Source organism: Amycolatopsis sp. NPDC058340 (genome assembly GCF_042723975.1).
GTDB lineage: Bacteria > Actinomycetota > Actinomycetes > Mycobacteriales > Pseudonocardiaceae > Amycolatopsis.
On record NZ_JBHXIB010000071.1, the window covers coordinates 1 to 23,696 of the forward strand.

The 23,696-nt window shown below is 68.6% G+C and carries 26 protein-coding genes; 7 read left to right on the forward strand and 19 right to left on the reverse strand.

Annotated elements, in window-relative coordinates:
- Nucleotides 1-49: 49 nt before the first annotated feature.
- From moeZ to ACFWIW_RS39110, 3 genes are all read right to left on the reverse strand, one after another.
- Nucleotides 50-1,228 carry an adenylyltransferase/sulfurtransferase MoeZ gene (gene moeZ / locus ACFWIW_RS39100; protein ID WP_378373104.1) on the reverse strand — a complete coding sequence of 393 codons (1,179 nt, stop codon included), beginning with the start codon at nucleotides 1,226-1,228 and terminating at the stop codon, nucleotides 50-52.
- A 119-nt stretch (nucleotides 1,229-1,347) separates the two neighbouring features.
- The gene (locus tag ACFWIW_RS39105; protein ID WP_378373105.1) at nucleotides 1,348-2,514 is read right to left on the reverse strand and encodes a DUF3152 domain-containing protein; all 1,167 of its coding nucleotides are present in this window, start codon (nucleotides 2,512-2,514) and stop codon (nucleotides 1,348-1,350) included.
- Between the two features lie 81 nt (nucleotides 2,515-2,595).
- Nucleotides 2,596-3,453 (reverse strand): alpha/beta fold hydrolase, encoded by an 858-nt coding sequence (locus ACFWIW_RS39110; RefSeq protein WP_378373106.1) that lies wholly within the window; start codon nucleotides 3,451-3,453, stop codon nucleotides 2,596-2,598.
- A 244-nt stretch (nucleotides 3,454-3,697) separates the two neighbouring features.
- Here ACFWIW_RS39110 and ACFWIW_RS39115 point away from each other — a divergent pair, with 244 nt between their 5' ends.
- Nucleotides 3,698-4,321 (forward strand): TetR/AcrR family transcriptional regulator, encoded by a 624-nt coding sequence (locus ACFWIW_RS39115; protein WP_037332079.1) that lies wholly within the window; start codon nucleotides 3,698-3,700, stop codon nucleotides 4,319-4,321.
- A 67-nt stretch (nucleotides 4,322-4,388) separates the two neighbouring features.
- Here ACFWIW_RS39115 and ACFWIW_RS39120 read toward each other — a convergent pair whose 3' ends face one another.
- Both ACFWIW_RS39120 and ACFWIW_RS39125 read right to left on the reverse strand, forming a co-directional pair.
- A complete protein-coding gene (locus tag ACFWIW_RS39120; RefSeq protein WP_378373107.1) occupies nucleotides 4,389-5,807 on the reverse strand; it encodes an amidohydrolase family protein in 1,419 nt (472 codons plus the stop codon).
- A 34-nt stretch (nucleotides 5,808-5,841) separates the two neighbouring features.
- Entirely contained in the window at nucleotides 5,842-6,885 is a 1,044-nt protein-coding gene (locus tag ACFWIW_RS39125; RefSeq protein WP_378373108.1) for an amidohydrolase family protein, read from the reverse strand.
- A gap of 100 nt (nucleotides 6,886-6,985) precedes the next feature.
- Here ACFWIW_RS39125 and ACFWIW_RS39130 point away from each other — a divergent pair, with 100 nt between their 5' ends.
- Entirely contained in the window at nucleotides 6,986-7,522 is a 537-nt protein-coding gene (locus ACFWIW_RS39130; RefSeq protein WP_378373109.1) for a carboxymuconolactone decarboxylase family protein, read from the forward strand.
- A 184-nt stretch (nucleotides 7,523-7,706) separates the two neighbouring features.
- Here the strand turns inward: ACFWIW_RS39130 and ACFWIW_RS39135 are convergent, their stop codons facing one another.
- Entirely contained in the window at nucleotides 7,707-8,630 is a 924-nt protein-coding gene (locus ACFWIW_RS39135) for an alpha/beta fold hydrolase (RefSeq protein ID WP_378373110.1), read from the reverse strand.
- Nucleotides 8,627-9,535 carry a diiron oxygenase gene (locus ACFWIW_RS39140; RefSeq protein ID WP_378373111.1) on the reverse strand — a complete coding sequence of 303 codons (909 nt, stop codon included), beginning with the start codon at nucleotides 9,533-9,535 and terminating at the stop codon, nucleotides 8,627-8,629. Before ACFWIW_RS39140 ends, ACFWIW_RS39135 begins: the two co-directional genes overlap by 4 nt.
- A gap of 50 nt (nucleotides 9,536-9,585) precedes the next feature.
- Between ACFWIW_RS39140 and ACFWIW_RS39145 the strand changes: the two genes are divergently transcribed.
- Nucleotides 9,586-10,353: a TetR/AcrR family transcriptional regulator gene (locus ACFWIW_RS39145; protein WP_378373112.1), complete on the forward strand. Its 768-nt coding sequence runs from the start codon at nucleotides 9,586-9,588 to the stop codon at nucleotides 10,351-10,353.
- The gene (locus ACFWIW_RS39150) at nucleotides 10,350-10,676 is read left to right on the forward strand and encodes a DUF4873 domain-containing protein (protein WP_034313275.1); all 327 of its coding nucleotides are present in this window, start codon (nucleotides 10,350-10,352) and stop codon (nucleotides 10,674-10,676) included. Before ACFWIW_RS39145 ends, ACFWIW_RS39150 begins: the two co-directional genes overlap by 4 nt.
- Nucleotides 10,677-10,732: 56 nt before the next feature.
- Here the strand turns inward: ACFWIW_RS39150 and ACFWIW_RS39155 are convergent, their stop codons facing one another.
- The 3 genes from ACFWIW_RS39155 to ACFWIW_RS39165 all read right to left on the reverse strand — a co-directional run bounded on the left by ACFWIW_RS39155 (nucleotide 10,733) and on the right by ACFWIW_RS39165 (nucleotide 13,071).
- Nucleotides 10,733-12,013, reverse strand: coding sequence for a heparan-alpha-glucosaminide N-acetyltransferase domain-containing protein (locus ACFWIW_RS39155; protein ID WP_378373113.1), 1,281 nt, complete (start codon nucleotides 12,011-12,013; stop codon nucleotides 10,733-10,735).
- A gap of 114 nt (nucleotides 12,014-12,127) precedes the next feature.
- A complete protein-coding gene (locus tag ACFWIW_RS39160) occupies nucleotides 12,128-12,358 on the reverse strand; it encodes a DUF3107 domain-containing protein (RefSeq protein ID WP_016331489.1) in 231 nt (76 codons plus the stop codon).
- A gap of 59 nt (nucleotides 12,359-12,417) precedes the next feature.
- A complete protein-coding gene (locus ACFWIW_RS39165) occupies nucleotides 12,418-13,071 on the reverse strand; it encodes a ferritin-like fold-containing protein (protein WP_240595506.1) in 654 nt (217 codons plus the stop codon).
- 463 nt (nucleotides 13,072-13,534) lie between these two features.
- Here ACFWIW_RS39165 and ACFWIW_RS39170 point away from each other — a divergent pair, with 463 nt between their 5' ends.
- Nucleotides 13,535-15,121: a DEAD/DEAH box helicase gene (locus tag ACFWIW_RS39170; protein ID WP_378373114.1), complete on the forward strand. Its 1,587-nt coding sequence runs from the start codon at nucleotides 13,535-13,537 to the stop codon at nucleotides 15,119-15,121.
- 35 nt (nucleotides 15,122-15,156) lie between these two features.
- A complete protein-coding gene (locus tag ACFWIW_RS39175) occupies nucleotides 15,157-16,551 on the forward strand; it encodes a hypothetical protein (RefSeq protein WP_378373115.1) in 1,395 nt (464 codons plus the stop codon).
- Nucleotides 16,552-16,593: 42 nt separating this feature from the next.
- Here ACFWIW_RS39175 and ACFWIW_RS39180 read toward each other — a convergent pair whose 3' ends face one another.
- The 7 genes from ACFWIW_RS39180 to ACFWIW_RS39210 form a co-directional block, all read right to left on the reverse strand.
- The gene (locus tag ACFWIW_RS39180) at nucleotides 16,594-17,223 is read right to left on the reverse strand and encodes a hypothetical protein (protein WP_378373116.1); all 630 of its coding nucleotides are present in this window, start codon (nucleotides 17,221-17,223) and stop codon (nucleotides 16,594-16,596) included.
- A gap of 118 nt (nucleotides 17,224-17,341) precedes the next feature.
- Entirely contained in the window at nucleotides 17,342-17,680 is a 339-nt protein-coding gene (locus ACFWIW_RS39185) for a hypothetical protein (RefSeq protein WP_378373117.1), read from the reverse strand.
- A gap of 34 nt (nucleotides 17,681-17,714) precedes the next feature.
- Entirely contained in the window at nucleotides 17,715-18,575 is an 861-nt protein-coding gene (locus tag ACFWIW_RS39190) for a RecB family exonuclease (RefSeq protein WP_378373118.1), read from the reverse strand.
- A gap of 321 nt (nucleotides 18,576-18,896) precedes the next feature.
- A complete protein-coding gene (locus ACFWIW_RS39195) occupies nucleotides 18,897-19,526 on the reverse strand; it encodes a MarC family protein (RefSeq protein ID WP_016331481.1) in 630 nt (209 codons plus the stop codon).
- Nucleotides 19,523-20,386, reverse strand: a complete 864-nt coding sequence (locus ACFWIW_RS39200; RefSeq protein ID WP_378373119.1) for a PHP domain-containing protein — start codon at nucleotides 20,384-20,386, stop codon at nucleotides 19,523-19,525. Before ACFWIW_RS39200 ends, ACFWIW_RS39195 begins: the two co-directional genes overlap by 4 nt.
- A 51-nt stretch (nucleotides 20,387-20,437) precedes the next feature.
- A complete protein-coding gene (locus tag ACFWIW_RS39205; protein WP_378373120.1) occupies nucleotides 20,438-20,998 on the reverse strand; it encodes a PH domain-containing protein in 561 nt (186 codons plus the stop codon).
- Nucleotides 20,999-21,022: 24 nt separating this feature from the next.
- Entirely contained in the window at nucleotides 21,023-21,184 is a 162-nt protein-coding gene (locus ACFWIW_RS39210; protein WP_005167589.1) for a hypothetical protein, read from the reverse strand.
- 186 nt (nucleotides 21,185-21,370) lie between these two features.
- On the opposite strand from ACFWIW_RS39210, the gene ACFWIW_RS39215 reads away from it, so the two are divergent.
- A complete protein-coding gene (locus tag ACFWIW_RS39215; RefSeq protein WP_378373121.1) occupies nucleotides 21,371-21,799 on the forward strand; it encodes an NUDIX hydrolase in 429 nt (142 codons plus the stop codon).
- Nucleotides 21,800-21,870: 71 nt separating this feature from the next.
- Here ACFWIW_RS39215 and ACFWIW_RS39220 read toward each other — a convergent pair whose 3' ends face one another.
- Both ACFWIW_RS39220 and ACFWIW_RS39225 read right to left on the reverse strand, forming a co-directional pair.
- Entirely contained in the window at nucleotides 21,871-22,974 is a 1,104-nt protein-coding gene (locus tag ACFWIW_RS39220) for a DUF2332 domain-containing protein (RefSeq protein WP_378373122.1), read from the reverse strand.
- 33 nt (nucleotides 22,975-23,007) lie between these two features.
- On the reverse strand, nucleotides 23,008-23,586 hold the full coding sequence (locus ACFWIW_RS39225; RefSeq protein WP_016331476.1) for a MaoC family dehydratase: 579 nt from the start codon (nucleotides 23,584-23,586) through the stop codon (nucleotides 23,008-23,010).
- Nucleotides 23,587-23,696 lie beyond the last annotated feature (110 nt).

Genomic DNA, 23,696 nt, shown 5'->3' on the forward strand with positions numbered 1-23,696 from the left:
CTTCCCTCGACTGAGCCGAGGGAAGGGGGCCTTCACGCGCAAAGAAACCTCAGTAGGTCGGCAGGCTCTGGTCGATCTGCCGCGCCCAGGCCAGCACGCCGCCACCGAGGTGGGTCGCGTCCTTGAACCCGGCCTTGTGCAGCGCCGCCAGCGCCTCCGCCGAACGCGCGCCCGACTTGCAGTGCAGCACGATCGGCTTGTCCTGCGGCAGTTCCGACAGCGCCTCGCCCGAGAGGATCTTGTCCTTCGGGATGAGCGTCGCGCCCTTGATGTTCACGATCTCGTACTCGTGCGGCTCGCGGACGTCGATGAGGGCGAAGTTGTCGCCGTTGTCGAACTTGGCCTTGAGCTCCGCCGGAGTGATCGTGCTTCCCGAAGCGGCCGAGGCGGCTTCGTCGGACACGACACCACAGAACGCTTCGTAGTCGATGAGCTCGGTGATCTTCGGGGTCTCCGGATCCTTGCGGATCTTGACCTCGCGATACTTCATCTCGAGCGCGTCGTAGCTGACGAGCCTGCCCAGCAGCGGCTCACCGATACCGGTGATCAGCTTGATCGCCTCGTTGACCATGATCGAGCCGATCGACGCGCACAGCACACCCAGCACACCGCCCTCGGCGCACGACGGCACCATGCCGGGCGGCGGCGGCTCGGGGTAGAGGTCGCGGTAGTTGAGGCCCTTGCCGTTCGGCGCGTCCTCCCAGAACACGCTCGCCTGGCCCTCGAACCGGTAGATCGAGCCCCACACGTAGGGCTTGCCGGTGAGCACGGCGGCGTCGTTCACCAGGTACCGCGTCGCGAAGTTGTCGGTGCCGTCGAGGATCAGGTCGTACTGCTCGAACAGTCCGAGCGCGTTCGACGACTCGAGTCGGTCGGTGTGCAGGTGCACCTTAACGAACGGATTGATCTCGGCGATCGTCTCCTGTGCCGACGCGGCCTTGAGCTTGCCGATGTCGGACTGTCCGTGGATGACCTGGCGGTGCAGATTCGATTCGTCGACCTCGTCGAAGTCGACGATGCCGAGCGTGCCGACCCCGGCCGCGGCCAGGTACAGCAGCGCGGGGCTGCCGAGGCCACCGGCACCGATGACCAGCACCTTGGCGTTCTTCAGCCGCTTCTGCCCGGTCACCCCGACGTCCGGGATGATCAGGTGACGGCTGTACCGGGCCACCTCTTCCTTGGTGAGCTCGGCGGCCGGCTCGACGAGCGGCGGCAGCGTGCCTGACATCGGGTCCTCCATCTCGCGTGGATCGCGGGTCGCATCCCAGTATCTACAACACGGACAGGCGGAAACGACTTCCCCTGTTTCATATCCTGGGATGTTCCAGCAGGTGAGACGGCCTGGGGCTAAGGTGTCTGGTTCGGCCAGGAGCCCGGCTTGCAGACCTTGCCGTCCGCGGGCACCTTGCCGCGGTCGCCGCCGGGGAGATTGTTCAGCTGCGCCACGAAGTCGTTGGAGACACCGAAGGTCTGCTGCATCATGACGGGCGCGACCGCGCCGTTCTCCGGGCAGCCCACGTGCTTTCCGCCGAGGGCGTGCCCGACCTCGTGGTTGATGGCGTACTGGCGGTACCCGGTCATGTCGCTCTCGAAGGCCAGCGCCCCCCGCACCCAGCGGGCGAGGTTGATCACCACGCGCTTGTCGAAACTCGACCGATAGCACGAGGTCTCGTAGGTGATCTGGAACATGCAGACGTCCGCGCGATGCGTCGTGTTCGGTGTGGTGAGACTCACCCGGAAGCTGGGGTTCGGGTAGCTCGCGTCGACGCGCTGAAGCGCCTTCTTGCCGTCCCACGTCCAGCTCTTGGGATTGGAGAGCGTGCCCTCCACCATCGCGGCGAAGCTGTCGTCGCCGCCGTAGCTGGCCTGGTCGATGCCGTCCTCGACCTCGATGGTGTACGTGTACAGCTGGCCTGTGCCCACCTTTTCGCCCTTGCCCGGCACCACGTGATAGGTGCCCTTGCCGGACTCGGTGAAGGGGCCGCCCTTGGGCAGGTCGGCGGTGGGGATCTTGAGGTCGACCGGTTTGGCCGGGTTCTCCGGGAGGACGTCGCCGCCCCCGTCCACCCCGGCACCCGGCTCGCCGCCGTTGCCGGCGGAACCGTCGGCGGAGGTGAGCCCCGGCTCGTCGGTGGCGATCGGCTCGGCCGGGCCGGTGGCGGTGTTGAACACGACCAGCGCGGTGATCACCACGAGGATCGGCAGCGCGTAGACGCGCCAGCCGTAGGTCTTGGCGAACTGGCCGATACCGCCCTTGCGTTTGGCGGCCTTGGCCTTGACCTTGCCCGCCTCGTGCGGCTTCCAGGACGCGCTGAGCGGCTGGGCGCTGGTCCGGCGGCCACCGGGACGATAGCGATCTTCGTCGAGCCGCTGCGACGGCGGCGGCGTCGGCCGGTACTGGCCCGTGCGCGGCACGTCGGACGACCGGGGCTGGGCGCGCGGCGGACGGCGGGCGGATGCGGAGTACTGAGACCGCCGACCTTCGCCCTGCGCGCCTTGCTTTACCCGATCCACGCGCACCAGGGTGCCATAACCGAACTGTGATGTTGTGAGCGACCGGCGCTTCGCGCGGCGTGTCCCACCCACCCGAATGGGCTACCAGGTGCCCGATTCGACCGATTCCCACATCCCCAAAACGGCCTTCGCTACGACATTCGGGCGTTCCATCTGCGCCACGTGGCCGGTTCGGGGCAGAACGAGCAACCGCGCGTGCGGAAGTAGCCGAGCGGTGCGCTCCGCGCGCCGGACGGAGATCACCCGGTCGTGCTGCCCCCACACGACGAGCGTCGGCGCGTCGACGTTCGGCGCGACCGCCCACAGCGACGCGGGTCCGCGCGCGGACCACGTCCGGAAGATGCCGAACGTGCTGCGGGCCAGCGCGGGGGCGGCCCAGGCGAACCCGGCGCGGGCGCTGTGCTCCTCTTCGAGCTCGTCCAGCCTGCTCTCGGCGAAGCGGGCCGGGTCGGCGAAGCACAGCTTGATGACCTGCATGGCGCGTTCACGCGGGCCGAGCGCGGCCAGCCGGCGGCGCACACTCGGGCCGATCAACGGCAGATACGCGAACGCCATCCTCGGGTCGGACAGCCGTTTCATGCTGGGACGGAGATCCGGCATCGCGGGCGAGATCAGCGTCAGCGTCTTCACCAGTTCCGGGCGGCGGGCCGCGACGAGCAGCGCGACGGCGCCGCCCATCGAGTTGCCGAACAGGTGCACCGGCCCCGCTTCGAGGCTCTCGATGTGGCTCGCCACGATCCCGGCGTGCGCGTCGAGGCTGAAGTCGAAGCCGTCGGGCGGCTCCGAATAGCCGAAACCCGGCAAATCGATCGACGTGCCTCCGGCCTGGGGCGCCAAAAGGGCGGCTAGGTCGGTCCAGTTCGTGGACGAACCGCCGAGCCCGTGGACGTAGACGGCCGTCTCGGGACCGCCCGGTGTCCGGCGGATGTGCAATTTCACCCCGCCGACACCTATTGTTTCCCCGGGCCAAGGGGGCGGCGCCGGGTCCAGCGATGGCAATGACCTGCGCGACAGCGGCACATGGGTCAGCGGAGGGCGGCCCCCGGCGGCACGGGAAACTGAAGAAGACACAGCACCAAGGATGCCCGACCCTTGGCGGTCCGGCTGTACCGGCGAGTAATCTCGAGCTCACTTCACGCGGCGGTGACCCCGCCCCGCGGAGCCCGCGGCTACTGGAGGAACGATGACAGAAATGGCGCGACTGCAGGCCCGAGGTGTCCGCCTGCCCCGAACGGAACGCCGCGCCCAGCTGCTGGCCGCCGCGCAGCGGGTGTTCGCCGCGAACGGATACCACGCCGCCGCGATGGACGAGATCGCCGAAGAGGCCGGAGTCAGCAAGCCGGTCCTCTACCAGCACTTCCCCGGCAAGCTCGACCTCTACATCGCGCTGCTGGAGAGCCACGTCGACGAACTGGTGCGGCGGGTCAAGGACGCCCTGGACTCCACGTCGGACAACAAGCAGCGCGTGCCGGCGACCGTCGGCGCGTTCTTCGACTTCGTCAACAACGACGCCGGCGCGTTCCGCATGGTCTTCGAGTCGGACCTGCGCGGCGAGCCCGCCGTGCAGGAGGCGGTGGACCGGGCGACGTCGGCCAGCGTCGACGCGATCACCGAGACCATCACCGCCGACGCCGGCCTCGACGAGGACAAGGCCCGGTTGCTCGCTGTCGGCCTCGTGGGCCTCTCGCAGGTCAGCGCGCGATTCTGGCTGGCGCACCACAAGTCGATGAGCCGCGAAGAGGCCGTCGCGCTCACCGCCAACCTCGCCTGGCGAGGCATCGGCGGTGGCTTCCCGCTCCAGCACTGACCCCGCGTTTCGTCCTCTGAATGCGGTCCTTGCGCGTGCAACTACCGCATTCAGAGGACGAACTGCGTCAGGGCAGGAGCTTCTTGATCCGGTCCGCGGCGGCCTGAGCGTCGGCGACGACCTTCGCGGTGTCGATACCGACAACGCGGCCTTCGCGCTTGAGGGCGCGGCCGTCGACGAACACCCACGAGACGTTCGCGGGCTGGGTGTTGAAGACCAGCTGATTCACCCAGTCCACCTTCGGCGCGAAGTTGACCGCCTGGGCGTCGACGAGCTGGAGATCCGCCCGCTTGCCCGGCGTCAGCGACCCGATCTCCTTGTCCATCCCGAGCGCCTCCGCGCCGCCGAGGGTCGCCATGCGCAGGACGTCCGCCGTGGTCGGGTAAACCGCCGGATCCGTCGTGGTCGCCCGCTGGAGACCGACGGCCGCGCGCATCACGTTGAACATGTCGCTCGTGTCGTTGGTGCCGCCGTCGAGGCCGAGGCCGACCTTCATGTTCCGCTTCTTCATCTCCGGCAGCCGGATGACACCCGACGCGAGCCGCATGTTCGACAGCGGGTTGTGCGCCACGCTGACCCCCGCGGCCGCGAGCTCGTCGAGGTCGGCGTCGGTGGTCTGGATGACGTGGTTCGCCACCAGACCCGAGTGCAACGCGTTCGCGCGCCGGAGCGCGTCCATCTGGCCCGCCGTCAGATCGGCCTTCGATTCGAGCAGGTGCACGTTCAACGAGACGCCGAGCTCGCGTGCGAGCTTCTCCGAGGCTTCGACGCTCGGGAAGTTCCCTGTGGACGGATGCGTGCCGATTTGCAGGCGTGCCAACGGGTTCGGATCGATGACCTCGCGTTTCACGCGGCGGATCTCGTTCTGCAGCGCGGCATCGGTGGTGCCGTTGTAGGAGTAGAGGAACCGCAGCTTCGACTCGCCGAGCGCGCGGAGACCGCCCTTGGCGAAGTCGGTGTTGAACGCGTGCGACCAGTCGGTGACCGTGGTGATGCCGGTCGAGACGACGTCGGCCGCGGCGAGTTTCGTGCCCGCGTACGCGTCCGCGTCGGTCACCGGGGCGCGGTACAGCGGGATGACGCATTTGCCGAGCCAGCCGATGAGTTCCTTGTCGGCCGCGCAGCCGCGGATGAGCGACTGCCACAGGTGGTTGTGCAGGTCGACGAAGCCGGGCAGCACGATCTTGCCCCGGCCGTCGACGACTTTCGCGGTGCCCGCGTCGAGGTCCTTGCCGACCTGCTTGATCTTGGCGCCTTCCAGCACGACGTCGGCGTCGGCGAGGGCGCCGAGCGGTCCTTCGCCGAGGCCGGGATCCATCGTGAGCACCATCGAAGCGTCACGGATGACGACCCGGCCGGCGCCGGTGAATTCCGCGTCGCTCCCGGCTTCGGTGGTCTCGCCGCCCAAGTTCGTGAGCAGGGCCGCTCCGAGGACCACGGCGATGGTGAGGCTGAAAACGGACAGGATCGATCTGTTTCGTTTCATCGTTCAACTCCCCAGTCGAGAAGATCACGTTAGCTCACCTGACGCGGACGCCCCGGAGAATCACCGCGACCGGATGCTCCAGCTGTCCGAGGTCTTCACGCGGGTCCTCCGCGTAGACGACGGCGTCGGCGGGCGCGCCCGGAACCAGCCCGGGCAACCCCAGGTATTCGCGCGCGGACCACGAACCCGCGGCGAGGGCGTCGTGCGGCCGCAGCCCCGCTTCCGCCAGCGCGCGGATTTCGTCGCCGACCCGGCCATGCGGCCGGGAATCCGTCCCGGCGAGGATCTTCACCCCGGCTTCCGCCGCCGCCACGACCAGCGCCGGATGCGCCTCCGCTCCGCCGTCGAACCAGCGTTTCTGGGGACTGTCCTCGCGGTTCCGCCCCCTCCCCAGCGCCGCCTGGAACACCGAAAGCGTCGGGGTCAGCGCGGTGCCGCGAGCCGCCATGTCCGGCAGGTGGCCGGGATCGAGCCACATCCCGTGCTCGACGGAATCGACTCCCGCGGCCACCGCCGCTTCTCCGCCGGCGGCGTGCTGCGAGTGCACCGCGAGCCGCCCGCCCACCGCGTGCACCGCCTCGGCGACCGCGGCCATGACGTCGAGCGGCACGGCGTCGTCCCCGACCCGCCAGTCGGCGATGATCTTGGCCCAACCGGTGCGTTTCGCTTGCGCCGCGGCCAATCCGGGCAGCTCCGCGTGAGTGGCGCGGCGTCCCCAGCCGTCGAAGAACTGGCCGTGCTGGGCGATCCACGGCCCGGCGTGCACCGCGCGGGGCAGGCCGGGTTCGGCGCCGAACCACTCGGGTGGCTCACCGGGCAGCCCCGGCGAGCGGATCATCGTGACCCCGGCGTCGACGTGGCGGCGCAGATCGGCACGCAGGATCTCTTCGTCCATCGGGTCGCCGGGCTCCTCGGCCCCGGGATGGGTGTGGGCGTCGACGAGGCCCGGCAAGAGCCAGCCTTCGGCGACCAGGTCCGCCCCCGGGACCGGATCGGAGGTCCAGCGGTCGCCGTCGGCGTAGAGATCGACGTACTCGCCGTCGGGAAGCGCACGCCCCCGGATTCTGATGATCACCATTCCCCCTCGCTCACGTTGTCGAGCAATCCAGCGGCAGCGCGCCGAGCCGGGTTTCGGCTATGAATCGAGCGACCGCGTTGCCGATCCGCGAGGAGTCACCATGCCCCATATCGCGCTCGACGAGAACCTTCCCGGCATCACCGGCTTGTTCGCCTACCGGCCGGAGACCGCGGCTCCGCTCGGGCAACTCGCCGAGGTGCTGCTTCGCGGCCCGAGCAGCCTCAGCGTGGGCGAACGCGAGCTGATCGGCGCGGTCGTCTCGCGCGGCAACGACTGCACGTTCTGCTCACGCAGCCATGCCGCCGTCGCCGCCGAAGCGCTCGAAGGCGGCATGCCGGTCGTGGAGGCGGCTTGGAAAGACGTCGACGGCGCGCCTGTGTCGGAGAAGGTGCGGGCACTCCTGCACGTCGCGCTCGCCGTTCGCGAAAGCGGGAAGTCGGTGGGCGACGAGCTGATCGAGACCGCCCGCGCGAAGGGCGCGACTGACGTCGAAATCCACGACACGGTCCTGATCGCGGCCGCGTTCTGCATGTTCAACCGCTACGTCGACGGGCTGGGCACGCTCGCCGTCGACGATCAGGATGCCTACCGGGAAGCCGGCGTGCGGCTGCTGGACCACGGCTACACGAACCTCTGAAGGGAGTAAGGGACCTTTGCTACCACCGCTCCGGCCGCACGTCGCGAAAGCCACTTTCGCGACGTCTGATGTCCCGAAAGTGGCTTTCGCGACACGCTGACCTGCGGAAAGAGAGCAAGGGACCTTTGCTACCACCTGTCTCAATGTCGAGAGAAGTGGTAGCAAAGGTCCCTTGCTCCCCTTTTCAGACCCTCGCGGCGCGGCGGACGAGTGCCGCGATGCGGTCCGAAACCTCCTGAGCCCGTTCCTGCGGAAGCATGTGCCCCGCCCCCGGGTAGCGCACGAACTCGGCTTCCGGCAGCTCGTCGGCGATGACCTTGGCGTGCGGCGGCGGGCAGAGCCGGTCCCGCTCCCCCACCAGCACGACCACCGGTTTGCCCTGCAGCGCGGCCAGCGTCACCCGGCAGTCGTGCCGCGAAATCGCGTCCTGGAATCCCGCGACACTCGCCGGATGCGCGCACAGCAGCTGCTCGGCGACCGAGTCCACGTCGGCCCGCTGAGGCCGCCGCCCGAAGACGAGCAGCCGCGCACCGGGCCGCACCACCGACAGCGGCAGCGGCAAGGCGTCCCGGCGGTTCTTCGCGAGCAGTTTCGCGAGCCTCCGTTCGAACCTCGCCGCGCCGCTGCCCGCGATCCCCGGCAGGCCGAGGGTGATCCGGTCCATCTCACCGGACGACGTGGCGACGAACGCGACCCCTGCGACGCGCCGGGCCACGAGATCGGGATGCCTGCGGGACAGTTCCATGATCGTCATACCGCCCATGGAGTGCCCGGCGAGCACGATCGGCCCGTTCGGAACCCGCTCCTGGATCAGCTCGGCGAGGTCGTCGGCGAGGGTCGCGATCGTGGCCGTCCCCGGTTTCGCCGGCGCGGAACCGCCGTGGCCGCGCAGGTCGTAGCGCAGGGTCCGGACGGAGTCGCCGAGCCGCGACACCACGCCGTCCCAGGTCCGGTGGTCCTGTGTCCAGCCGTGCACGAGCACCAGCGTGAGCTCGGAGTCGGCGGGCCCGCCCGGCTCGACGTGCAGGGCGGTGCCGTCACCGGTCACGAACCGATGTCGCCGCGACGGGTCCCACGAGACGGCGTCGCGCTGCTTGACGCTCCTCATCGCTTCCCCGGCAGCAGGAAGGACTTGCGCCAGAAGTACATGCCCGGCTTGCCGACCAGCCCGGATTCCTGCAGGAACGGCATGATCTTCTCGCCTGCCCACTGGATGCTTTCGCGCCAGTGGGGGTTGTTCAGCGCGGCCTCGACGCCGTCACGCGGACGGATTCCGACGGCCTTGTAGACGTTCGGGTTGATGAACGCCCGCGTCACGAAATACGAAATGAGCGCGATGATGAACTGCTGATAGAGGATTTCCTTCTTCGACAGTTTCGCCATCCCGCGAGTCACCTCTTCGCGGGCGAAGGTGACGTGCCGGGCTTCTTCGAGCACGTGGATCCGGTTGACCATGCGCACCAGCGGCTGGATGTCCGGGTCGTTCATCTGCTCGCGCTGAAGCCGGTCGAGAACCTCTTCGGCGACGAGGATCGCGCCGTAACGCGCGGGACCGTAGCTGATGGTCGGCATCAGTTTCGCCAGCCGCCGCAACCACGGCACCGGCCCGTAGGACGGGCAGCCGATCCGCGAAGCCATCCGCGCGAACATCGTCGAGTGGCGGCATTCGTCCGCGATCTCGGTCAGCGCGTACTGGGCGTGCGAACTGGTCGGGTCTTCTTCGTAGACCTCCTTGAGCAGCATCTGCATCAGGAGGATTTCGAACCACAGCCCCGTCGTGGCGACGCTCGCGACCTCGTGCTTGCCGAGTTCGATGCGCTGCTCTTCGGACAGCGAGTCCCACAACTTCGTGCCGTAGAGCGAAGAACGGTGTGCCGGGATGTAGCGCTTCCCGTCGACGAGCGGGGCGGTCCAGTCGATGTCGACGTCGGGATCGTAGAACTTGTTCGCGGAGGACTTGAGCAGCCGCTCGGCCGTCTTCTCCCGGTCTGTTTCCTTCAGCGCCCGCGTCATTGCCGACACACCCCTATCTGTAACTCGTGGTAACAGTTACCTCTGGTAGCATGACTGGGGTGATCGAACGTGTCAAGCGCAACAGCAAGCAGTCGAGCAAGCACCCCACGGCGGGTGAGGCCGACACGGGTGACGCTCGTCGCGACCGCTGGCGCAAGCACCGGATCGCGCGCCGCGCGGAGTTCGTCGAGGCCGCCCTGCGCGCGCTCGACACCCACGGGCCGGACCTCGGCATGGAGGACGTCGCCGCCGAAGCGGGCGTCACGAAGCCTGTGCTGTACCGGCACTTCGACGACAAAGCGGATCTGTACGTCGCGCTCGGGCAGCGCGGCACGGAGATCCTCTTCCAGCGACTGATCCCGGCCATCAACTCCGAACTCGCCCCGGTCCCCCGGATCCGGATGGCGCTCGACGCGTTCTTCAGCGTCATCGAGGAGCACCCCAACCTGTACCGCCTGCTCGCGCGCGGCGGCCTGCAGGAGAAGGTGGTCGTGAAAGCCGACGTCGTCGCCGAGGACAAGGAACTGATCGCCACCGCGCTGACCGCGCTGCTCGGCGACTACATGCGGATGTTCAACATGGACTCCGGCGCCGCCGAGCCGTGGGCGCACGGCATCGTCGGCATGGTGCAGAGCACCGGCGAATGGTGGCTGGACCGGCGCTCGATGGGCCGCGACAGCGTCGTCGAATACCTGACGCAGATCATCTGGGCCGCGATCGACGGCCTCTCCCGGCAGCAGGGCATCGTCATCGACCCGAACCTGCCGCTCGAAGAGAACAAGGTCGTCCAAATGCGGAAGCAATCGGAGGCGCAATGAGCGAGCACGACGAAGACGGTTACTCCGGCGAAGCGGTCCTCGTGATCGACGGGACCGAGATCGCGACCACGGTCGACCTGCGGGGCTACTTCCAGCCCATCGACGGGTACTACCGCTGGTACGGCCGGGTCGCCACCAACGAGCAGGTGTCCGCGGCCGCCGGCGGCAAGAAGACCGCCGTCGAGATCCGCGCCGGCGAGTACAGCGCGAAGGGCGAACTCTCCGACCCGGACCCGTGGGACCGCTACCGCATCATGGGCACCAGCACGCCGCCCTTCCACGTGCCGACCAGCCTCGAAGAGCTGAACGAACTCAACGCCTGACCTCGTGAGTGGCAAGGACGGTTCTAACCGTCCTTGCCACTCACGAGCCGCGAAGATCAGCCCCGCCGTTGAGCGGGCACCCGAGCCACCGCCATCACGTACTTCGGCCAGCTCGACAGCTTGTTCATCGCCCATTCCAGCGGCCCGCGCCCGATGAACTTCCGCCACAGCACCGCGGCGGTCAGCGCCACCACCGAGAACTCGACGAAGTGCAGCACGCTGAAGATCGAATCGCCGTCGCTCTCGTCCCACAGCAGCGCGATCGCCACGAAATGCAGCACGTACGCGCTCAGCACCCGCCCGCCCAGATCCGAAAGCGGCCGCAGCACCCGCTCGAACTTCGGCATCAGCAGCTGACAGCCACCGATCACCGCCGCCGCGATCCCGATCGAGATCAGCAGGTCGAACGGCGTGTACGAGGTCCCCGTCGGCAGCAGTTCCCAGGCCCAGCTGGTGGTCGGCGGGGTGCCGTGGATCCAGGTCTGGTGCAGCCGCAGGAATTCCGGCGGTGTCATCCCCATCTGCGCCGCGGCCGGTTCCAGCGACCGATAGATCGCCTGCATGCCACCGAGTGGCCCGGTCGCGAGCCACGAAACGAAGTACCCGCCCACCGCGAGCGCCGAACCGCCGAAGAACAGCCGTCGGCACACACTGCGCGACGTCAGGTCCATCCGCCCGATCGCCATCCCGGCGAACACGTACGCCATCAGCGTCAACGCGGGGAAGGTGCCGGTCAGGACGAGGACGGTCGCGGCCTTCAGCAACCCGGTCGAGGTGACGTCGTCCGCGGTCAGGTCCGGCGCGAAGAAGAGCAGGTCACGGGGAAGCAGCTGCGCCCTGATCAGATGCGAGAGCAGCGGGCCCGCCACGGCGACGGTGACCGCCGCGATCGCGAGCGCCTTCGCACCCGCGCGCAGCCACGGGATCGCGAAGAGGAAACAAGCCCCGTAGTAGGCCAGGATCACCATGTAACCGGTCTCGAGGCTGGTCAGCCACAGCCCCAGCGCCACCAGGAGCGGGGCGCGGGTCGCCAGTTTCAGCGCGACACGGGTCCGGTCACGGCCCTCTTTGGGACGGCGTCCGCCGGACATCAGCGCGATCGAGACCCCGGCCAGCACCGCGAACAACGCCGCGGAGTGACCTTCGAACGGTTTGAACAGCACCCCGACGCCGCCTTTGGCCGGATCGGGGCCGACATGCACCGCGTACATGCCGAGTACGGCCAGGCCGCGGGCGACGTCGATACCGGTCAGCCGCCCCGCGACCCGTTTGCCTTGTTCGGGAACAGTGCGCACGCCGCCGAGCAGCGCGCGGTCCATCACAGTGACGCCGTCCACCTCATTTCTCGGCTAGCCCCCTGCCGTCCCCGCCTTAGCGTGACGATCAAATCTGAGAGCTGGCTGAGACGCGGCGGTGACGCCACTGTGACATCCGACTACAACCCGATCGGGTTAGTCACCAACGGCGAAGCCGACCTTGCGAACATCCGACGGCGCGATCTCGACGTAGGCGATCCGGTCGGTGGGCACGATGTACTTACGGCCCTTTTCGTCGTCGAGGCGGAAGATCCCGTCGCCGGCCCTCAAGGCGTTCGCGACCAGTTCCTCGACCTCGTCGGGCGACTGGCTGCTGGACACCACGAGCTCCCGCGGCGTGTCCTTGATGCCGATCTTGACCTCCACGTGGGACCTCCGCTTGAAAGTTCGAAATTACTGGTGCGCCAAGGCTAGCCGAAGTGACCTCAGCCGAGCCCCAGCACCTGCATGCGCTTGGTGTGCCCCTGCTGCAACCGGCGGAACAGCGCGGCGATTCCCGAAAGGTCGCCCGAGCCTTCGACGATCAGCTCGGCGAGCCCGTCCCGCTCGGCGACGACGTACTGGGCCTGCGTCAACGCCTCGCCCAGCAGGCGGCGGCCCCACAGCGCGAGCTTGTCGCGCGCCTTCGGGTCGGCCTCGATACCGGCCGCGACTTCGCGTTCGGCGAACGCGGAATGCCCCGTGTCGGCGAGCACGGTGAGCACCAGATCCTTGGTCTCGGGGTCGAGCCAGCTGGCCATCTCGCGGTAGAGGTCCGCGGCGAGCCCGTCACCGACGTAGGCCTTCACGAGCGACTCGAGCCAGGAACGCGGCGCCGTGGAGGCGTGCCAAGCGTCGATGTGCCCGACGAAGGGCCGCATCGCGTCCTCGATCGCGACGCCGTGCGCGCCGAGGTGCTTGGTGAGCAGGTCGTAGTGCCCGATCTCGGCGGCCGCCATGGAGGCCAGCGCGGCCCGGCCGGACAGCGTCGGCGCGGTGCGCGCGTCCTCGGCCATGCGATCGAATGCGGACAATTCCCCATAGGCGAGTACGCCGAGCAAATCGACTACGCCTTCACTGATCTGCTTTGCCTCGGTCACGGCGGAAAGGGTATCGCCGAACACACCCGACCGGCCGGGAAGAGACCGATCCCACCTTCGTCGGCGCGGCGGGGGGTATCGAAAAACCGCAGATCAGGTAGACTGGCCGCCGGATACGACGGATCTTCCGTCCCGGATCGGGACGCCGCTGCGGCTGAAGGACAGCCGGTGTGGCCCCGGTCAGCACAAGAACGATGTGCGTGCACGCCATCCTGCGGCATTCCCACGAAGGGCCGCTCCAGCGCCAGTAGCGCGGAGCCCGAGCGAAATTTCGTGGTCGAGTGTCGATCGGTGACCAGGGCAGTGCGCGCTGGTCACGAGAGAGGCGAGCACCCTGACCACGAACGAAATCACAACCGAAGAGAACACCACCACCGGCGTCCCGGAGGCCGTCGCGCTGGAGCACAGCGAGACCGGCCCGGCGGCGTTGGACACGTCGCACCCGCTGCAGGCGGGCGCACCGGTGGAACCCGAATCCCCCACCTTCGCCTCCTTCGGCGTCAAGCCGGAGATCGTGAAGGCCCTCGGCGAGGCCGGGATCGAGCGCACCTTCGCCATCCAGGCGCTGACGCTGCCGCTGGCCATGGCGGGCGACGACCTGATCGGCCAGGCCCGCACGGGCATGGGCAAGACGCTGGGCTTCGGCGTCCCGCTGCTGCACCGCGTCGAGGTCCCCGGCGACGGCACCCCGCAGGTGCTGGTCGTCGTGCCGACCCGTGAGCTGTGCATCCAGGTCGCGAACGACCTCAAGGGCGCGGGCAAGCACCTCGGCATCCGCACCCTTGCCATCTACGGCGGCCGCCCGTACGAGCCGCAGATCGCGGCGCTCCGCAACGGCGTCGACGTCGTCATCGGCACCCCGGGCCGCCTGCTGGACCTGGCCGAGCAGAAGCACCTGGTGCTGGGCAAGGTCCGCGGTCTGGTGCTGGACGAGGCCGACGAGATGCTCGACCTGGGCTTCCTGCCCGATATCGAGCGCATCCTGCGGATGGTTCCGGACAAGCGCCAGACGATGCTGTTCTCGGCGACCATGCCGGGCCCGATCATCACGCTGGCCCGCACGTTCCTCACCCAGCCGACGCATATCCGCGCCGAGGAGAACGACGCCGGCGCCATCCACGAGCGCACCACCCAGTTCGTCTACCGGGCGCACTCGATGGACAAGCCCGAGCTGATCGCCCGCGCGCTGCAGGCCGAAGGCCGTGGCCTGACGATGATCTTCACCCGCACCAAGCGCACCGCGCAGAAGGTCGCCGACGAGCTCGTCGAGCGCGGCTTCGCGGCCGCCGCCGTGCACGGTGACCTCGGCCAGGGTGCCCGCGAGCAGGCGCTGCGCGCGTTCCGCTCCGGCAAGGTCGACGTGCTGGTCGCCACCGACGTCGCCGCCCGCGGCATCGACATCGACGACGTCACGCACGTGATCAACTACCAGACGCCGGAGGACGAGAAGACCTACGTCCACCGCATCGGCCGCACCGGCCGCGCGGGGCGCACCGGTGTCGCGATCACCCTCGTCGACTGGGACGAGGAGCCGCGCTGGAAGCTGATCTCCGACACCCTCGGCCTCGACATGCCCGAGCCCGCCGAGACGTACTCGTCGTCGAAGCACCTGTTCAGCGACCTTGGCATCCCGGAGGGCACCACCGGGCGCCTGCCGCTGTCGAAGCGGACCCGCGCCGGTCTTTCGGCCGAGGTCGAAGAGGACCTGGGCGGCAAGCGCCGCGGCCGTGGTCGCGCGGCCGGCGAGGAAGAGGCTCCCCGCAAGCGCAACCGCGCGCCGCGCAAGCGGACCCGCGGCGGCGCGAACGCGGCCGCCAAGATCGAAGCGGCGGACGCCGCCGCGGCTTCGGCGGAAGGCACCGAGGGCGAGGCACAGGCGGAGGGCCGCACGCGGACCCGTCGCCGCAGCCGCGGTGCCGCGAAGCCGAGCCCCGAGGTCAGCGGCCCGGCGGTCGAGAAGGAGGCAGGCGACAGCGCCGAGCGTCCGGCTCGCCGACGCCGCCGTCGCCGTCCGTCGGCGACTTCTGATACACCTGCGTCGGCAGACTGAGCTTTCATACTGCGGACATGGGGAGCTAGGGGCACGTGAGCGAACGCTGGGACGCCGCGCCGGAAGACGAACCGGCGCGGCCCGTGCCCGCCGATCCCGGGCAGCCGGACGGCAGCGAGCCGGAGACGGCTGAAAACGCGATCGGCACCGAGGACGTGCTGGACGCCGAACCCGCCCAGCCGGTGGCCACCGAGCCGCCGCTGGGCGGGAAACGCGCCAGGCTCTCGCCGTGGAACCGCAAACGGGATCGCGTGATCGCCGCGGCGATCGTGGTGGTCGTCGCGGTCACCGGCGTCGTCATCGGCGTGAACAGCGACAACGCGGCGACGGTCGCGCAGGTCGCCACCACCCTGCCGCCCGGGCTCCCGCCCGCGCCGGCGCAGGTCCCCGGCTCGTTGAGCGAGCTGTGGCAGGCGCCGAGCTCGTCGACCCCCGTCCCGATCGGCGAAGCCAACAGCGTCGTCACCGCCGACAAGGGCGAAGTACTCGGCCGGGATCCGTACACCGGCGAAGTCCGCTGGCGCTACTCGCGCGATCTCGAACTGTGCACCGTCGCGCTCGCCGGGATCAAGGTGGACGCGGTGTACCGCAAGGACACCGGCTGCAGCGAGGTCACCCAGCTCGACGCGGGCACCGGGCGCCGCACCGCGCAGCGCAACGGCGACGCCGAACTCGGGACGAGGCTGGTCGTCGACGGATCGCACGTCACCACGACCGGCAGGAAACTGCTGAACACCTGGCGCGACGACCTGGTCAAGAGCATGGAATACGGCCAGGTCCCCGCCATCGTGAACCCGAACAAGCAGCCGAGGACGGGCTGCACCTACGGCACGGTGGCCGCGTCCGCGGGCAAGATCGGCGTGATCGAGCGCTGTCCCGGCGACCCGGCCGACCGCTTCACCGTCTACCGCGCGACCAACGACGAGGCCGACGACCCGAAGGTCGACTACAGCACCGTTCTCGCCGGGAAGAACGCGAAGGTCGTCGCGATGTCCGGCGATCTCGCGCTGATCGTGCTGCCCGAACAGAAACTGCTGGTCATCTACGGCGGCGACGGCCTGCAGAAGTCGGCGTACCCGCTCGACATGCCCGAAGCGGACATCACGCAGGATCCGGTGGGCGGTGTCATGACGACCTCGTGGACCGCGCAGGGCGTCTACTGGTTCACCGGCTCGAAGACCATGGCGTTCTCGCGGGACGACCTCACTCCGCGCTGGACGCTGAACAACTCGACCGGTCCGGGCGTGACCTTCGGGGAACAGCTGGTCGTGCCCATCCAGGGCGGGCTGGCCGTGCTCGACGAGACGACCGGCGCCACCATCCGCACCGTCGGCGTCGACAGGCGCGGCTATACCGGGCCCGTGCTGCTCTCCTCGGTCGGGCCGGTGCTGCTGGAGCAACGCGGCCCCACCTTGGTCGCCCTCAAGTGACCGGGCGAGTGGTAGCAAAGGTCCCTTGCTACCGGCTCGCCGTCATCGCGTCGTCGAAGTCCTGCTGGTCCGCAGCCGGCTGACTTCCTTCCAGCACCACTTGCCGCCTTCGTTGGCGAGCGTGCCGGTGGCGGTGCCAGGCCGGCCGGCGATGCTCAGCGTGACGGCGACCGTGTACTTGGTTTCGGAGACCTTCGTGACCGCGCCGAGCGAGGCGTCCGACGCTTCGCTGACCCGCTCGATGACCTGGTCGATGTCCTTTTCCGCGGTGCTGCACTTGAGCGCCGTCAACGCGTTCTGATCGTGGGCGTTGATACCGTCGATGATCGCCTGCGCGGTCCCTTCCGGGCCGGACGCCTTTTCGGTCTTGTCGTCGCCGAGGAAGAACCCGGGAGCGACGAATCCGGTGATACCCAACGTGACCAACACGACGGCAGCGGCGGCGATGCCCACGATCAGGCCGGTCTTGTTGTTCTTCGGGGGCGCGGGCGGCCCGCCGAAACCCTGGCCGTACTGCTGCTGCCCGTACTGCTGCTGGCCGTAGCCGGCGTACTGCTGCTGCGGGTACGCGCCGCTCTGGTCGTACCCGCCCTGCTGGTACTGCGGCTGGCCCGGGTACTGCTGCCCGCCTTGGCCGTGGTCGGGCTGTCCTGGCTGGGGTGGGTAGGTCATCAACGGTGCCCTTCGTCCTCGCTGCGGGGCAGCGTGTTCATCTACGACCTGCCCAGTGAGCCACAGTTTCTCAGCCGAGGATGGGTTTTTCGCCCGAACTGGCACTTTCCTGCCGTATTCAGCTCCACCAGAACAGGCTCAGCGCGGCCGTCACGCTCACCACGACACCGAGACCCGCGAAGCCCGCTACGCGGCCATTACGCGTATCGACCACCCGCTGCGCCAGCAAGGCGACGACCGCGGCGACCGGATGACCGATCAGCATCAGCGGCCCCGGCCCGGGCGCGCCGGTGAGCAGGCAGATCCCGGCGACCGCGAGGACGCACACCGCGAGCACGACCATCCCGGCGGCGAGCGATCCGGTCAGCCCTCGCCAGAACCGGCCGCCCTCGGATGCTGCTGGCTCCTCCGCGGGCGGCGGGGTGGTCGCAAGCTCTTCGGTGTCCGGTGACGACACGTCCTCGCCTGTCCAATCGTCGTCTCTCGAGAATCTAGGGCGCCAGCAGCTCCCACGGCTGAGCCGCGGGCCCGGCCTCCTGGCCCGCCGCGCAACTGGGCCGGAAGTCACACCATGAGCAACGACGGCCCGGGCGCGCCGGGAACAGGACGTCCTCGTCGCCGCCGGCGTCCAGGGTATCCGTTGCCAGCCGCAGATCTCCGGCGGTCTCGTCGGCGCGTTGGAGATGCCGTTTGAGGCTCTCCTCGGTGTGCTCGGCGGCCGCGACGGTCCCAGTGGGCACGTGGTGCAGCTCGACCTGATAGCACGGCGTCCGCAGTGTCCTCGCGGCCGCGACCGCGTACAGCGCCAAAGCCTGCGACGAGCGCGCCTCGTACTCGTCCGGCTCGCGACGGCCGGTCTTGTAGTCGATGATCACCAGTTCCCGGCCACGCTGGTCGATCCGGTCCGCGCGGCCCTCGATGATGAGGCTGGGCCCGCTGCCCGGCTCGAGCGTGACCGGCGCCGAAACCCAGCGCTCCAGCCCGACCGGATCGACGGTGACGTCGTTGTGCTCGACGTACTCCGCGACCCAGCCCTTGGCCCTGGCGCGGTACCGGGCGGCCTGGTCGGCGTCTTCGAACCCGGCGTCCTTCCAGTGTTCGGCGACGAGCGCCATCGCCCGCTGCGGCACGCGTTTGACCACAGGGAGGTCGAACAACGCCCGCAAAGCGTTGTGCACCACCGCACCCAGCGTGCTGTGCGCCCACGCGCCGGTGCGTGCCGGGGACGGGCGGTCCAGATACGACATGCGGTAGCGGCGCGGGCAATCTTCGAACGTCGCGAGGCGCGCGGGCGAGACCTTCGTCAGCTTGCGCGGCGCTTCGACGCCGAAGTCGAAACCAATCTGCTCCATCGGATCACCCCGCTCGCAACGCTACGCACCCCCACCGACACTTTTCGAGGGGATCCCCGGCAAGGGGAGCAAGGGACCTTTGCTACCACCTCAGGCCTCAGGCGAGCCGCACCCCGATGTGGCTACTGGAGCGCTTGAGGCGATGCGGCAGTCCGTGAAGGTCGCCTTGAGGGACCCAGAGTCCGTGAGGGCCTCCTTCCCTACCTTCAAGGTAGGGAAGGAGGCCCTCACGGCGCGCAACCGAAGCCGGAACGACAGCAAGGGACCTTTGCTACCACTTCCTGCCGTACCCGGGACCGGGAAGCCTCCGCACGGAAGGCATCACGTGCCCGAGATGAAGCCCTTCACCGAATTCGCCACCAGTTCGACCGCGATCGCGGCCAGCAGCAGACCGGCGATCTTCGCCAGCAGCGTGATCCCGCTTTCCTTGATCAGCCGGATGACCACACCCGAGTACCGCATGCACAGGTACAGCACGAAGTGCACCGTCACGATCGAGAGCGCGAGAGCCACGTACGCGCCGACGTGCCCATCGGCCTGCCGCACGAAGACGATGGTCGCGGCGATCGCGCCAGGGCCGGCGAGCAGCGGCGTCCCGAGCGGCACGAGGGCGACGTTGACGTCGTCGCCCGCCGCCTCGGCCTCGCCGCCGGTCTTGCCGGTCAGCAGCTGCAGCGCGATGAGCAGCAGCAACAGCCCGCCCGCGCCCTGCAGCGCCGGGATCCCGATGCCGAGGTACGAAAGGATCGCCTGTCCCGCGACGGCGAACAGCGAGATCACCAGCAGGGACACCAGCACCGCCTGCCGCGCGGCCTTGGCGCGGAACGCCACCGATTTGCGGCCGGTCAGGCTCAGGAACACCGGCACCGTGCCGGGCGGGTCCATGATGACGATCAGTGTGATCGTCGCGCTCATGAACAGGCGCGCGTCGAAGAAGTCCGTGATCGTCACCGGGTCACGACCTGATAGCCGGTGGAACGCGCGACGAGCTCTTCGAACGCGAGCGGATCGGTGGTCTCGTCGCCGAGATCGATGGTCTTGTTCGTGCCGTGGTAGTCGCTCGAACCCGTGCGCACGAGCCCCAGCTCCCCCGCCAGCCCGTGCAGCCGGACGCGGGTCTCCTCGTCGTGGTTCGGGTGGTCGACCTCGACACCGGTGAGCCCGTATTCGGCCAGTCCCGCGAGCACGTCCACGGTGATGGTCGCCCCGCGTGTGTAGGCGAACGGATGCGCGATGACGGTGACCCCACCCGCCGCCGCGATCATGTCGATCGCGTCCTCGACGAGCGTGTCCTGCCGTGCCACGAAGTAGCCGCTGCCGTTGCCGATATAGCTCGCGAACGCCTCGTTCACCGACGAGACGACACCGGCGCGCACCAAAGCCTGCGCGAGATGCGGCCGTCCGGCGGAACCGTCTTCCGGCAGCAGCGACATGACCTCGTCGGGATCCACCGGGAGCCCGTCGGCGGCCATCCGTTCGGCCATCACCCGCAGCCGCCATCGCCGCTCCGACCGCAGCCGGGTCTGCTCGGCGACGACCGCCGCCGATTCCGGGTCGAAGAGGTACGCGAGCAGGTGGACGCTGATGTGCCGCCCGGTCACCGGGTCGACGGAGATCGTGGACAGCTCGGCGCCGGGCACCAGGGTGAGCCCCGGCGGAAGTGCCTCGGCGGCCGGGGCCCAGCCGGCCGTGGTGTCGTGATCGGTGATCGCGACGACGTCGAGGCCCGCCTTCGCGGCGGCGGCGACCAGCCCGGCGGGGCTGTCGGTGCCGTCGGAGGCGGTGGAGTGGGCGTGCAGGTCGATGCGCATCGCCGCTCAGTATCGACGATGCTCCAGGTCACAGCGACCCCGGGACCTGCGCTAACCGACCTTCTTCTTGCCGCGGGCCGCACGCTGCGCCTTGATCATCGAAAAGCGCTCGGCCTGCTTCTGTTTGTCGCCGAAGACGAGCTCGGAAATCGTGTCGTAGAACTCTTCCGGCTTCGGCAGGTAGTCGATGCGGTTCAGCGCCTGGATCTGACCGGCGGACTCGACCACCATCGTCCCGTACCCCATCATCCGGCCCCACGCCGAACGTTCGTAGGTGAGGTCGGTGACCTTGGTGATCGGCATCATCAGCACCTTGGTGGTGTAGACGCCGGTCGTCATCACGAACCGTTTGTCCGTGACGACCAATCGCTCGACCCACCACTCCATCACCACGTACGCGAAGCGCAGGATGACGAGCAACGCGGCATACCAGAGAATGTTCTGGATGACCCACGCGGCGGGCGGCAGCAGGTAGGACACGAGGACGCAGATGGCCAGCAAGGCCACCGCCTCGAAGGTGTCCCACAGGAGCACCGCCCAGTGACGGCGGACCCTGATGACCCGCCGCTCGGTGTCGAGGAGATACTCGTCTGGATCGCGTGGGGCGAACATACCGATAGAGTATCCGCTCCCCCGCTAGCTGAAGACGTTGCTGACGAAGGTGATCACCGATTCGGCCGAGTCACGCAGGAAGCCGATGATGTTTCCCACGAGGCCCGCGGCCTGGCCTGGCTGCGCGATCACGAAGAACAGCACCAACGCGATTCCTGCGAAAGTGAGGAGCTTTTTCGCGTTCACAGCGATCAATCCTGTCTCTTACGGTGACTGACTGCGGATACTGACCATTCATTTTGTACCGCACCTTCCACCGGCGCGGGAGAGAAGTCCCGCGCTTGGGTCAGCCGGCAAGGGGAAGTGTACCGCACGGCTACTCTCCGTGTACAGGACAGCCATTGTCAGGAAGCCCGCGTCTACCATTCGGGAATGAACACCGTTTCGGACAGCACCGTCCGCTGTGTCGGCGGCATCGTCCACGACGAGCTCGGCCGGATTCTGCTGATCCGGCGCGCGAATGAACCCGGACGTGGACTGTGGTCGGTTCCCGGCGGACGCGTCGAACCAGGCGAAACGGACGAAGCGGCCGTCATTCGCGAGATGCGCGAAGAGACCGGGCTCGACGTGATACCGGGCACACCTGTCGGCAGCGTCCGCCGCGGCCCGTACGACATCCACGACTACGCCTGCACGGTCGCCGGCGGCACTCTCCGTGCCGGGGACGATGCCACCGACGCGCGGTGGATCGACGCCGAAACCTTGATCGAACTCGACAAAGACGGTCGCTTGGCCGAACTCCTGTTCGTCACTCTCCGCGACTGGGGAGTGCTGCCGACCGGGCGCTCGCGAAAGACGTGAGGATAAAGCGGCGCCAGAGGCGAAAATTAGCCTTGTCGACGCTTTCCCTTCATCTCCGGAGAGCGGAAACGCTAAACCGGCAGCCAGGTCATCCGCTGCCCGTGCGGAGCCGTTCTGGCCAGCGCTCGCACGTCCGGGACACCGGAATCCCAGCGGACGAGCCCGAGCACGGCCTGGTCCACCGGTTCGGCCAGATCGGTCCTGCCGGGCACCAGCGGCTCCAGCGCGGCGGCGTAGAACTCCTCGCTCACCCACCACAGCGGCCGCTCGGCGGCGAGTTTGCGGAGCGCTTCGATGAAGTCGGCCCGCCGCTCCCCCAGGTACGCCAGCACGTGGCTGGTCAGCACGACGAGCGGGGCGTCTGCGGGCAGCGTGGCGGCCGCCGAGGCGAGATCGTCGACGGCGTCGCCGTCGATCAGCTCCGGCCGCTGCTTGGCCTGTGCCGCCGCGGCCGTGCGCAGGAGCCGGATCCGGTCCGGCTGGTCGGCCCAGACGCAGGCTTCGAGCCAGGCCAGTTCGTCTTCGTCGGCCAGGTCCACCGGGGCGCGGTCGAGGCCGGCGCGGGCGGTGATCGTCAGCTTCTTCGGCACCTTCGGCGTGACGGCGCCGGGCGCGAGGTCCAGTGCGCAGTGCAGGCCGACCGCGGTCTTCGCGGGCCCGGCGGTGAGCTGTTCGCCGCCGTCGCACTGGTAGCGGTAGGCGTATTTGTCCAGCCCGAGGAGCAGGCCGGCGCTGCAGCCGACCTCGAGCAGCGCGATCTTGCCGCCCGCCTCCTTCGCCGCCGCCGTCACCGCGGGGTAGAGCAGCGCGGCACGGCGGACCTCGTTGGTCTGCGTGTACCGCGAGGAGATGATCGCGCGCGCCTTGTCCGCCCGCTCCAGCAGGAACGAGCGGAACAAGGGCCACGTCTCCGAGTCCACGCCGTCGAAACCGCCGACGGAGGGGTAGTACCGCGAGAGCGGGTGGATGGGGTCGGCCTGGATGAGGCGGTGCGCGGTCGCCATGAGCAGCGTTCCGCGTGCTTCACCGCCGCGGGCGTCGGTCAGCAACCCGGCGACGTCGTCGTCCTCGGCCGCCTTCGCCGCCAGGTGCTCGTACAGCGGCGAAACACCCGCCGCCTCGACCGTCGCGAACCTCCGCAGGCGGCTTTTGATCTCATCCAGCCCGATGGGCATCGACGCGCTCCCTCAATCCGTTCGTGACACCCGTCATTCGTGCGGCACGGGACGGCCGGGCTGTTCACCGCCCCTGGTGTCACCGTAAGACCGCTTCGGCACCATGACCTTGCGACGGAACACACAGACGATCGTGCCGTCCTGCTTGTAGCCGCGGGTCTCGACGTAGACGACGCCCCGGTCGTCCTTCGACTTCGACGGCGTCTTGTCCAGCACCTCGGTCTCGCCGTAGATGGTGTCACCGTGGAAGGTCGGCTTCACGTGTTTCAGCGACTCGACCTCGAGGTTGGCGATCGCCTTGCCGGACACGTCCGGCACCGACATCCCCAGCAGCAGCGAGTAGATGTAGTTGCCGACCACGACGTTCTTGCCGAAGTCGGTGGTCTCCTCGGCGTAGTGCGCGTCGAGGTGCAGCGGATGGTGATTCATGGTGATGAGGCAGAACAGGTGGTCGTCGTACTCGGTGACCGTTTTGCCCGGCCAGTGCTTGTAGACCGCACCGACCTCGAACTCTTCGTAATAGCGACCGAACTGCACCCATTCCTCCTGCACGAGTAACGCGGCGTGAGCCTGGAACGACAGGCCTTCGTGTTGAGGAGTACCCTCGACCATTGGTGTCAGGTCGTCAACGCGACCCGCACCACTGCGTAACCGTCCGCCGAGCCGAAGGAGGTGAGGAACCCGATGTCCAGTGGCGATAGTCCGCTTCCTAGTAGTCGCAG